A 10,791-nucleotide genomic window follows, 5' to 3' on the forward strand; every position below is an offset into this window, starting at 1 on the left:
GTCGCCGCGTCAGGCGGAAGCCCTGCGGATGAACTCGGCCTTGACCTTCACGGTCTTGAACACCGCGCGCCCGTCGAGCCGCTCACGGAGCAACTGGGCGGCCAGACGGCCGACTTCGGATGCGGGATACCGGATGGTGGACAGCTGTGGACGTACGAGCGAAGCGAAGGACGCGTCGTCGTGCCCGACCAGTGCGACGTCCTCGGGGATGTCGATCTCCAGCTCCCGCGCCTTGTCCATGGCTCCGACGGCGATGGCGTCGTTCGCGCAGAACACCGCGTCCGGTGGGTAGCGGCGCCCCATCAGCTCACCGAACCCGGCCGCTCCCGCTTCGCGCGTGTGCTCACCGCGCACCACGAGCTCGCGGGGCACGGTGGTGCCGAACTGCAGGGCCAGGGAGCGAAGGAGCTCCAGACGCGGGTCACCACCTGTCGCGTCCCGCGGGCCCGCGATCACGGCGATGCGACGGCGGCTCGCGGAGGTGACGCACTGGAGCGCCTGCCGTGTCGCGACCCGGGCGTCGGGAGAGATCTGATCGACGGGGCCGAAGGGCACGTCGGCGCTGACGACGACGGGCACGCCGGCCTCGACCACGGGGCGGAGGTCCGTGGGCAGGAGCCGGAAGGGCGTGATCACCACGCCGGCGAAGTGTTGCTGGACCGCTTCGGCCAGCAGCGCGCGTTCCTCCTTCCGGCGGGCGCGCGTGTTGCACACCACCACGTGCAGTCCGAGACCGCGTACGCCCTCCTCCAGCGCCGCGGCCAGCTGGGCGAAGAACGGGTTGGCCAGGTCGGGCACGATCAGTGCCACGAGGCTCGACCGTCCGGTCCGCAGGCTCCGTGCGGTGGCGTTCACGGTGAACCCCAGCTGATCGATGGCCGCCTCGACGGCCGTCCGAGTGGCGGGAGCAACCGCTCGTTTCCCCGACAGGACGTACGAGACGGTGGCGGACGACACGCCGGCCGCTCGGGCGACATCCGCCATGGTGACCCGTTCCCCCACTGCCCACGCTCCTTCGTCCAGGTCAACCTACTTCAGGTGTTCGTCCTGGTGGCGTCGGACCTGTGCGAGAGGTGCTGGTGGGCCCGGCGGCTCCGGAGCCCGGTGGAGGGGTGGCGATTCCGGCGTGGCCTCGCGGACGGATCTTGGTGATCCCCGGTGCGTACGGTCGAACACGTCCGCACGCGAATGAACAACTTCGCAAATGGGGCGGCCTTCGTCGCGCATCTGTCGCGGCGGGGATCTCGGCTGCTAGAAGGTTCTCGTTCCAGCAACCCGGCTTCTCCTTCGTCTACTTGAAGGGTTCTTTGTCATGCTCAGAACTAAATGGGCACGGGCTCTCGCGGTGCCTCTGACTCTGGTCGGCATCGTGTTCGGCCTCGCGCAGCCGGCGAACGCCGCCACCACGGCGGGCGAGCGTTACGTGGCTCTCGGGGATTCGTACTCCTCCGGGGTGGGGGCCGGCAGCTACCTGTCGGACAGCGGTGCCTGTCAGCGCAGCAGCAAGGCGTATCCGTCGCTGTGGGCGGCGGCCAACGCCCCCGCGTCGTTCGCGTTCACGGCCTGCTCCGGTGCCACGAGCACCACGGTCAAGGACAGTCAGCTCTCTCCGCTCGACACGTCGACCACGCTGGTGAGCGTCACGGCCGGCGGCAATGACGTCGGCTTCGCCGACGTCATGCAGACCTGTGTCCTGCAGAGCGAGTCCACCTGCGTCAACGCCGTGAACGCTGCGGTCGCCAAGGTCAACAACGTGCTGCCCGGCAGCCTCTCCGCCCTCTACAGCGCGATCCGCAGCAGGGCTCCGCAGGCGCGCGTCGTGGTTCTGGGCTACCCGAAGTTCTACCAGCTGAACGGTGGCTGCATCGCCGGTCTGAGCGAGACCGAGCGTGACGCGATCAACCGGGGCAGCGACGCTCTCAACAGCGTTCTCGCCACACGCGCCGCCGGTGCCGGCTTCGTGTACTCGAGCGTCGTGGACGAGTTCACCGGCCATGAGATCTGCTCGAGCGACGCCTGGCTGCACAGTGTCGCCATCCCCGTGTCGAACTCCTACCACCCCAAGGCCGTGGGCCACTCCGGCGGATACCTGCCGGCGTTCCGCTCCGTCGTCTGACCCGCGACTTCGGTAGCCGTCCCCCGTGCGGTCGCGGTTCGCGCGGCATCGCCGCCGACGACCGCCCTCCTGGCGGGAGCCGGTCGTGAACCGGGAGTGACGCGTACGGCACGGGACGGCGCGCGACGGTGACCGTTACCGCCGCGCCCTGTTCCGTGCCGACGTGCTACCCCGCCATGCTTTCCAGCAGCAATTGCGAACCCGCGGTGATCAGACCCGGGACGATGAAGTCGAGGGTGACGGTCCGGGTCGTGTTGGCGGGCAGGGCGTACGTCCCGATCTCGTCACGGGGGACGGTCGGGCGTACGTACACCGTCTCGATCCCGGGTGCGGCGCCGTCGACGGAGACGGCCATCGCTCCGTTCCAGGTGTTGCCGGGCACGTCGGCGGAGCCCGTGACGTTGGAGCCGAAGACGAGGCGGGCGGCGCGTGGCTGCGCCGACGGATTGCGCAGGGCCGGCTCTATGGAGTAGCGGGCGCCGTAGTTGCCCCAACTGCGCTGGGAGCGGCTCCGCACCGGGCCGACCGCCTGACAACTGCACCGTCCCCACCCCCGCTTTCGCTGGAAAAGCCCATCCGCGGGCCTCTGCGACACGCTTCGGCCGCAGTGGACGTGGGGGTGGTGGCGCGGGCCGTCGGCGTGGCGCGGATGATCGTGGCTGTGCTGCTCGAGTCCGTGTCCGTCGCCGCGCTGGCCGTGGTGCTGCTGTGCGCCGTCATCCGCCCGTTCCGCTGGCCGGAGGCGGCCTTCGCCGTGCCTGCTGCAGCCCTCGTGGTCGCGACCGGCGCCATCCCGTTCGAGGCCGTACGGGAGGAGGCGGCGCGGCTCGGGCCGGTGATCGGCTTCCTCGCCGCGGTCCTGGTGCTGGCCAAACTCTGTGACGAGGAGGGGCTCTTCCACGCCTGCGGGACGTGGATGGCCCGCTGGGCCCGCCGCAGGCCGCGCCGACTTCTCGGCGCGGTCTTCGTACTGGCCTCCGTGATCACCGCCACGCTCAGCCTCGACGCCACGGTGGTCCTGCTGACCCCGGTGGTCTTCGCCACCGCCGCCCGCATGGGCGCCCGTCCCAAGCCGCACGTCTACGCCGGCGCCCACCTGTCGAACACGGCCTCCCTGCTGCTGCCGGTGTCGAACCTGACGAACCTGCTCGCCTTCACCGCGACCGGCCTGACCTTCACCCGCTTCGCGCTGCTGATGACCTTGCCATGGCTTGCCGCCATCGCGGTCGAGTACGCGGTCTTCCGCCGCTTCTTCGCCGCCGACCTCGACGCCTCGACCGAGCCGGTGCAGGCGGCTGAGGCGCCGGAACCGCCCCTGTTCGCCCTGGTGACCGTGGCGGCGACGCTGGCCGGCTTCGCGGCGGCCTCGGCGATCGGCATCGACCCCGCCTGGGTCGCGGCGGCCGGCGCGGCGGTGATGACCGTACGCGCCCTGGTCCGCCGCCACACCACCCCGGCGGCGATCACGCGCTCCGCCGCCCTGCCCTTTCTCGCCTTCGTTCTCGCCCTCGGCGTCGTCGTGCGCGCGGTGGTCGACAACGGGCTCGGTCACGCGCTCGACGCCGTGCTCCCCGGCGGAACGTCCCTGCTCGCGCTGCTGGGAACCGCCGTGCTCGCCGCGCTGCTCGCCAACCTGATCAACAACCTGCCCGCAGTCCTCGCCCTGGTCCCCCTGGCCGCACCCTCAGGACCGGGCGCCGTCCTCGCCGTCCTCCTCGGCGTCAACATCGGCCCCAACCTCACCTACGCCGGTTCCCTGGCCACCCTCCTGTGGCGGCGGATCGCCCATCATCACGACCATGAGGTCGAACTGGGGGAGTTCACCCTCCTCGGCTTGCTCACCGTTCCCGCCGCTCTCCTCGCCGCCACCCTTGCGCTCTGGGTCTCGCTGCATACGATCGGCGCCTGAAGCGAGCCCGTACTCGCAGCCGCACCCGCCTGCGAGTCCGGATTGCCGTGGGGGGCTCTGCCGTACCGTTTCGACGCATCACCGAGCCGCCGCAGTGGTTCACCCTCGAACAGGTGCAGAGCGTTGTCGACGGGTTCCCGGCTCTCTGCCGCACCATCTGCCTGCTTGGCTTCTGTACGGGCACGGGCACGGCACGGGCTGGGGCGAGCTCGCCGACGCGTGACCGGCGACCGCCGGGGCGAGCCCCCAGCTGTATGGCGGTGGGCACCTTGAAGAGAGGGAGACCGGCTGTCGAGCTGTTGGCCGCCCCCGTCCGTCCGCTTCTCGGTGGTGATGTTCCACGACGCCGGGCGGATGTTCGGTGCGTGTTGTGTCAGGGGCTCACGTACTCCGTCGTCGGGTGGCGTGGCGCCATGCCGCTTCCTGTGCCTCGGAGTGCCTGACGCGGTACGCCTCGGTGTACTGGACGCGCGCTTCCTACACGGCGGCCTCCCGGCGGACGTGCTTCTGAGGCGTTGCTTCGATCTTGTCGGGAGGTCGGCGTTCGGCGGCTTCGAAGGTCCTACGCCCGACAAGACGGCATCACCTCTTCGGAGCGGGTGTACAAGTGGTGGTGATTGCTCTGCACATGGGCGTGGCGGTAGGACTTTTGCGGGCTGTCCGGGGGGTTGTGGGCCGCAGCACCGATCCTCGGTGGGCGGGGGTGTCGAAAGATCTGCGGACCCGCCTCACCGAGGGTGCGGGCCGCTCGTCGATCGGAGTTCTCTCGTGCGCATTCGACTCGCCGCGACCGCTGTCGCTGCTGCCGCAGTGGCCGCCTCTCTGCTCTCCCCGGTACTGGCCTCGGCGCAGGGCGGCGACACCGGTCCGTTCGCTCCCAAGAACCGTGCTTCGGGTCACGGTCTGGTCAGCGTCGGTCTGACCTCGGACCAGCGTCTGGTGGGATTCGATGTCCACAACCCGGCTGAGACGTGGTCGCTGGGGAAGGTCTCCGGCCTTCAGGGCGACACCGTCCTGGTCGGCATCGACTTCCGGGTCCAGACCGGCAGGCTCTACGGCGTCGGTGAGAAGGGCGGCGTCTACACGCTCAGCATCAGTGCCAAGGCCGTCAAGGTCTCCCAACTGACCGTCGCCCTCCAGGGCCGGCACTTCGGGGTCGACTTCAACCCCGCTGCCAACCGCCTGCGCGTCATCTCCGACACCGGCCAGAACCTGCGTCACAACATCGACGACCCGGCCGCCCCGAGGACCACCACCGTCGACGGCACCCTGACCAACCCCACGATGCCTCCCTCCACGGCTCTGGGCGTCACCGGAGCGGCGTACACGAACAACGACCTCGACGCGGCCACCGCGACCACGTTGTTCGACATCGACACCACCAACGACCGGGTCTCACTGCAGTCCCCGGCCAACGCCGGCACCCTCGCGCCCACCGGCAGCCTGGGCGTGAACGCCGGCCCCTCGGCCGGCTTCGACATCTACTACAAGGCCTCCCACGGCACGAACCACGGCTTCGCAGCCCTGTCCAACGGTGGCAAGCAGCGCTTCTACAAGGTCGACGTCCTCACCGGCAGGGCCACCCTCGTCGGCGCCTTCCCCGCAGGCCGGCAGGTCGTCGATGTCGCCCTCCCGCTGGACCAGCACTGACAAGCGCAGACAGTGCAGTCGAGGCACTTCGGTCCGTCTCCACCCCGGCTCGGGCCGCTGTGCCCCATGAAGGCTGGCGGATCACTTCTGTCCCTGGCCTCGAGGTACGCCGAGAGGTTGGTGTGAACGAGACACGGCTCCTGGGGTGGCAGGGGCTCCTGCCGGCATCGCTGATCTGCTGTCTGTAGCGCCGACCGCCGCTACGAGCACAGCGTCCCCTTGCCCGGGGGCGCTGTGTTCCACCGCGCTCGCCTCCGATGCCGGATCTTCGAGTCCTGTAGACGAGGTCTGGCCGTTACCTGCGTCTTTGTGCCCAACATCTGATCTGAGCGTGCCCGCTGACGGTTTTCTGGATTCCCTTATGCACCACTGAACTTTTCGTTAGTTCCGTGGGTGTGATGGAGTCGTTGGTGGGATCCTGAGACGGCGAGCCGTTTTCATCCTGTCTCTGTGGGGTGAAATGGCAGGTCAGTAGGGGTGCGCAACGAGACGAGGCTCCTGGTCGTTGCGGTGGTGTTCTCTACGCACCACGCATCGTCCGAGGAGCCTCGCTCGGTCCCGTATCGTGCCACGGTCGACGTCCCGCATGAGCTGGTCGAGCACGTTTTCTGGCTCATCTACGCACGAAGGTGTGAACGCCGTTCGCGGTGGCGGAAGCCGGGATGCTTCCAGCAGGCCCTGCTCGCGCTGGTGCACCTGCGCACGAACGAGCCGCCGCCCGCCCTGGCAGCCGGGTTCGGCATCTCGACCGCCACCGCCTGGCGCTACCTCGACGAGACCCTCGACGTCCTCGCGGCATGGGCGTCTGGTCTGCACGAGGCCCTGACCGGCCTGGGCGAGGGCGACTTCGTCATCGTGGACGGCACCCTGATTCCCATCGACCGGATCGCCGCCGACGAGTCGTACTACTCGATGAAGCACCGCAAGCACCGCAAGCACGGCATGAACGTGCAGGTCATCGCCCGCCCCGACGGCACACCGCTGTGGTTCTCCCGCGCGACACCCGGCCGCACCCACGACAACACCGCCGCCCGCCACGACCACATCCTGGCCCGCCTACGCGCCGCCGGCCTCGGAGCGCTGGCGGACCTCGGCTTCCGCGGCCTGGACAACGACGTACTTGCCCCCGTGATCGTCACTGGCTTCCACGCCAGCCGCACTCACAAGCTCACCCCCGGCCAGAAGACCGCCAACCGAGTCCTCGCCGTCGGACGCGCACCGGTCGAACACGGCTTCGCTCACCTCAAGAACTGGCGGACCCTCACCAAGCTCCGTACCGATCCCGCTCGCGCAACGGGTCTTCTGCGCGCCTTGCTCGTCCTGACGAACCTCGAAGTCAGCCGCTGACGGACGATCTACGGCACACTCGATGTCGGGGCACGCAACCGACCTGGCTTATAGAGCGGTCTCGCGCGAGGCATCTTCACCCTTCCGAGGCGCTGTGTCGAGAACGGCGTCCAGTATTCGCCGGGAACTCTCCAGTTGGCTGATCGTCTCGGTGATGCGGGCGCGTTCGCGCCGCAACTCCCCGATGAAGGTCGGGCAGCCGGACGGCACCCTCAGTTCATCCTTGTCGCGCACACAATGCACGACCTTGCCGATGACCGCGGTGGAGAGCCCTGCGGCGAGCATGGCTCGAATGTGGCGCACCATGGCGACATCTGCCTCCGCGTACTCGCGGTAGCCGTTGCCCAGCCGTGTCGGCCGGAGCAGACCCTGCTCCTCGTAGTAGCGCAACAGCCGCCTACTCACCCCGGTTTCGCGGGCGAGATCGCCAATTCGCAAGGCCTTCTCCTTGACCTTCACATTGATGTGATGCCTTACCGTCCCCAGTATCGCTGATCACGAAATGGAGGGGCCGGATTATGCCTGGTGCAGTGATCATTGGTGCGGGACCGGGGATCGGGCAGGCAGTCGCCCGTCGGTTCGCCAGAGAGAGGATGCCGATCACACTGATCGCCAGGGGGGAACAGACGCTGCGTGTCGTTGCGGACGGGCTTGCTCCCTATGACGTCCCGATCATTACTTTGCAGGCCGACAGCACCGACCGGGCCGAGTTGGACGCGGCCCTGGACCAGGCCGTCGGCGAGCACGGCGTACCGGAGGTTGCCGTGTACAACGCCGCGCTCGTCCGCGCGGACGAGCTGGGCGAGTTGTCGGTACGCGATCATATGGAGGCATGGGCGGTCAACGTGGTCGGCGCGCTGAATGCCGCAGCGCGCCTCGCGCCGGCAATGGCAGCTCGAGGGAGCGGAACGTTCCTTGTCACAGGCGGCATGCCCGAACCCAAGCTGGAGTATGTGAGCCTTTCCCTGGGCAAAGCGGGCGTCCGGACGCTGATCGCGCTGCTCGATCAGCAGTACGGCTCCTTCGGAGTCCACGCGGCGAGCGTCACCGTGGATGGCCCGGTCGCCCCTGGCACCGACTTCGACCCCGACGACATCGCCGAGCACTACTGGCGCCTGCACACGCAGCCGCGCCACCTGTGGGACCGCGAGGCGCTGCACGCCAGCCGCTCTTGACAGCGCGCGGCCGACAAGAACCGGCGAGCCGCCCGTTCCGTCAAACGATCTACTTCACGGACTGCCGCTCACGACCAGCGTGAACACTCTGAGAGACCGCCACGTCAGCCCTGTGGCAGGCAACTTCACGTTGGTGGAGGCTCACTGAGTGGACTCCACCCCGCCCCACCTTTCAGGAGCACCCGGTGGCGAGCACCGCAGACGAGCCCGAGCAGCCCCTTGACCGGGGTGAACGGTCTCCCTCCGTGAACCCCTCCATCACCCCCTCCGAGCACGTCATACCTGATCCGAAGCCGAGCTCCTGGGGCAGGTACTCCCACTGGATCCCCGTGTGGAGCACGAACAAGATCCCGCACAGAGCCTGCCGGTCAGGCACCCGCGGCCGCCCCGCGACCAGCTTCGGACCCGGTTCCGGCAACAACGGCTCGATCAACGACCACAGTTCATCCGAAACGATCCACGGACGAGAGTTCCTCTTCCCCACGAAAGGAGCAACGAGCATCTGAGCCGACAGTCACACCGTCAGCAGCTTCTGTTAGGACCTCTTAGACCTGGGCGAGTTACCGCCGTTCGATCCAGACGACGAGGCCAGCGAGTTCGGTCGGCTTTTGGGCATGGCTGGGGACCCGCTGGCCGCGCTGGACGTTGCCGAGCAGCACGCTGGAGCCGAGCGGGGCCGGTGGGTCAACGAAGACGTCGTCCAGGACGAGTACGGCGACTTCGTTCGTGCCGGTCGGCCGGTGGGTGTCTCCGCCGACGGCCGACGATGGCCGAACGTGCCGGGCGCTGTATGACCTCGCGTGTGATCAAGCGGCGTTGAGCCAGTCCCGGTAGGCGCTGGCGAGCTCGTCGTCGCGGCGAAGGCCGCGTTCGAGGCTGGAGATGGCGGTCGGCCAGAGTCCGAAGTGGCGGGCGACAGCGGTGAGCGTGATGTTCTTGGACTGCCGCAGGGGCCGCAGGTCCCCGATGGCGGGGACGGTGACCGTGGTGGTCAGACAGCGGAACATCTCCCGGACGATGGCCCGCTTCAGGAGCCGAATGATCTCCTTGTTCGTCCGGCCGGCGGCAGTCTGACGAGCGACGTACTCCCGGGTGCGGGAGTCGCCGGCCATACGGACCAGAGCAATGCGGTAAAGGGCCGCATTGACGCCCCGGTCACCGCCGCGCGAGAGACGGTGCCGGTTGGTTCTGCCGCTGGAGGCGGGAACCGGTGCAGCTCCGCAAAGAGCGGCGAAGGAAGCCTCCGTCCGCATGCGCTCGGGATTGCCACCCGCCGTGACCAGCAGCTGGGCGGCGGTGTCGGGGCCGACCCCGTAGGCAGCCCTCAGACCGGGGTTGTGGGCGGTGACCTCACGGTCCAGGGCCTTGATCAGCTCTTCGTGCCCGGCGGCCAGTTCCTTGACGCGCCGAGCGAGGCTCTTGAGCGCGGAGAGCACGGCGACGTGGAGCGCGTCACCGGCCGGCCGCAGCCGGGCCGGGGCATCGGTGCGGTCCGTCCCTGTGAGGTGCCTGAACTTGGCGCGGATGGCATCAGGTGCGTTGGAGAGGATGTGGGTGATCTGGTTGAGAGCGGCGGTGCGTGCCTTGACGGCGGAACGGGCGGCGTTGCGCAGGGCGCGTATGCCGGCGACGGTGACGTCCTTCGGGGTGCTGGAGGCCCGTCCCGACAGGGCCGCGCGGGCGGCGGCGTAGGCGTCGATGGGGTCCGACTTGCCGACGCGGCGGCGTTCGGCCCGGTCAGGCCGGTTGACCTCGACGACTGGAAGCCCATGTGAGCGGGCGGCGCTGGTAAAGCCGGCTCCGTAGGACGAAGTGCCTTCCACGCCGACCGCGATCACCTGACCGTGCGCGTCTAGGAACGCCAGAGCCGCCGCGTACCCCGCGGCGGTGGTAGCGAACTCGGCGTCCGCGAGGTGGCGGCCGTACGCTCTGGTGTCAGTCGTCGCCACCGTGTACCGATCTCCTGCCGCCGGGAGGTGAGTTGTCCGGCCAGATACCGCAGGGTGTGGCTGGGCAGGTCGATCGACGACGGGTAGACAAGCACACGAGGCTCCTGGCAGCACGGTGGATCTTGGTCGTGACACCGTCTACCAGGAGCTTCGTCGTTACGCAGGAGCGTCCGCCTCGTGGCTGTTACGACCAGGCTGGAAAAGGCTCACTGAAATCTGCAGGTCAGCAGGGGCCCGGCAGAGCATGGGGGCGATCGGGTCCAACGCTGACAACGCCGCCGCGGAAAGCTCCAACGCCGCCTTCAAGAGGGAGACGCTCAAGGGCCGGAAGACCTGGCCGAGCAAGCGTGAGGCCAGGCTCGGCGCCTTCCGCCGGCTGACCTGTTACAACACTCAGCGCCGGCATTCCCGCCTCGGTCGGCGGTCTCCGATCGCCTACGAGAACGACCTCCAACCAGCAGCAACTACCTTGGCCCGAGTTGCATAGACGTGTTCAGAATCCGGGATCAAGGTCCGTTCGACCTTGGCCAGACGGTTGTACTCCCGCACCGGGGCCTCCCCCTGAGTGGTGGACACGCTGATACTGGATCTGCTTGATCCGGAGGAAGCGAGAGACCGCCGATGGCGTTGAAGGACTATTCGGAC

Annotated in this window: 10 protein-coding genes and 1 pseudogene; 6 read left to right on the top strand and 5 right to left on the bottom strand. The window is 68.5% G+C overall.

Going from position 1 to position 10,791, the window contains the following annotated elements; translation table 11 throughout:
• Positions 1-9: 9 nt before the first annotated feature.
• On the bottom strand, positions 10-984 hold the full coding sequence (locus ACFWUY_RS36500) for a LacI family DNA-binding transcriptional regulator (RefSeq protein ID WP_384120215.1): 975 nt from the start codon (positions 982-984) through the stop codon (positions 10-12).
• Positions 985-1,312: 328 nt separating this feature from the next.
• Here ACFWUY_RS36500 and ACFWUY_RS36505 point away from each other — a divergent pair, with 328 nt between their 5' ends.
• Complete coding sequence (locus ACFWUY_RS36505; RefSeq protein ID WP_384120218.1) at positions 1,313-2,116, top strand: SGNH/GDSL hydrolase family protein; 804 nt, start codon at positions 1,313-1,315, stop codon at positions 2,114-2,116.
• 166 nt (positions 2,117-2,282) lie between these two features.
• Here ACFWUY_RS36505 and ACFWUY_RS36510 read toward each other — a convergent pair whose 3' ends face one another.
• Positions 2,283-2,633, bottom strand: coding sequence for a hypothetical protein (locus ACFWUY_RS36510; protein ID WP_384120221.1), 351 nt, complete (start codon positions 2,631-2,633; stop codon positions 2,283-2,285).
• 132 nt (positions 2,634-2,765) lie between these two features.
• Here ACFWUY_RS36510 and ACFWUY_RS36515 point away from each other — a divergent pair, with 132 nt between their 5' ends.
• From ACFWUY_RS36515 to ACFWUY_RS36525, 3 genes are all read left to right on the top strand, one after another.
• A complete protein-coding gene (locus ACFWUY_RS36515; RefSeq protein ID WP_384120245.1) occupies positions 2,766-4,025 on the top strand; it encodes an SLC13 family permease in 1,260 nt (419 codons plus the stop codon).
• A 768-nt stretch (positions 4,026-4,793) separates the two neighbouring features.
• A complete protein-coding gene (locus ACFWUY_RS36520) occupies positions 4,794-5,675 on the top strand; it encodes a DUF4394 domain-containing protein (RefSeq protein WP_384120224.1) in 882 nt (293 codons plus the stop codon).
• A 510-nt stretch (positions 5,676-6,185) separates the two neighbouring features.
• Entirely contained in the window at positions 6,186-7,022 is an 837-nt protein-coding gene (locus tag ACFWUY_RS36525; RefSeq protein WP_384120248.1) for a transposase family protein, read from the top strand.
• Between the two features lie 48 nt (positions 7,023-7,070).
• Here the strand turns inward: ACFWUY_RS36525 and ACFWUY_RS36530 are convergent, their stop codons facing one another.
• Positions 7,071-7,460: a MerR family transcriptional regulator gene (locus ACFWUY_RS36530; protein WP_384120251.1), complete on the bottom strand. Its 390-nt coding sequence runs from the start codon at positions 7,458-7,460 to the stop codon at positions 7,071-7,073.
• 80 nt (positions 7,461-7,540) lie between these two features.
• Here ACFWUY_RS36530 and ACFWUY_RS36535 point away from each other — a divergent pair, with 80 nt between their 5' ends.
• Positions 7,541-8,197: an SDR family NAD(P)-dependent oxidoreductase gene (locus ACFWUY_RS36535; RefSeq protein WP_384120227.1), complete on the top strand. Its 657-nt coding sequence runs from the start codon at positions 7,541-7,543 to the stop codon at positions 8,195-8,197.
• A 271-nt stretch (positions 8,198-8,468) separates the two neighbouring features.
• Here the strand turns inward: ACFWUY_RS36535 and ACFWUY_RS36540 are convergent.
• Positions 8,469-8,699, bottom strand: a pseudogene (locus ACFWUY_RS36540) (transposase); the annotation flags it as partial.
• Between the two features lie 304 nt (positions 8,700-9,003).
• Positions 9,004-10,146, bottom strand: coding sequence for an IS110 family transposase (locus ACFWUY_RS36545; protein WP_384120232.1), 1,143 nt, complete (start codon positions 10,144-10,146; stop codon positions 9,004-9,006).
• 244 nt (positions 10,147-10,390) lie between these two features.
• Here ACFWUY_RS36545 and ACFWUY_RS36550 point away from each other — a divergent pair, with 244 nt between their 5' ends.
• Positions 10,391-10,633, top strand: coding sequence for an integrase core domain-containing protein (locus tag ACFWUY_RS36550; protein ID WP_384120235.1), 243 nt, complete (start codon positions 10,391-10,393; stop codon positions 10,631-10,633).
• The last annotated feature ends 158 nt before the right edge of the window (positions 10,634-10,791 follow it).

The sequence above is a fragment of the Streptomyces sp. NPDC058664 genome (genome assembly GCF_042716635.1).
Taxonomy (GTDB): domain Bacteria; phylum Actinomycetota; class Actinomycetes; order Streptomycetales; family Streptomycetaceae; genus Streptomyces.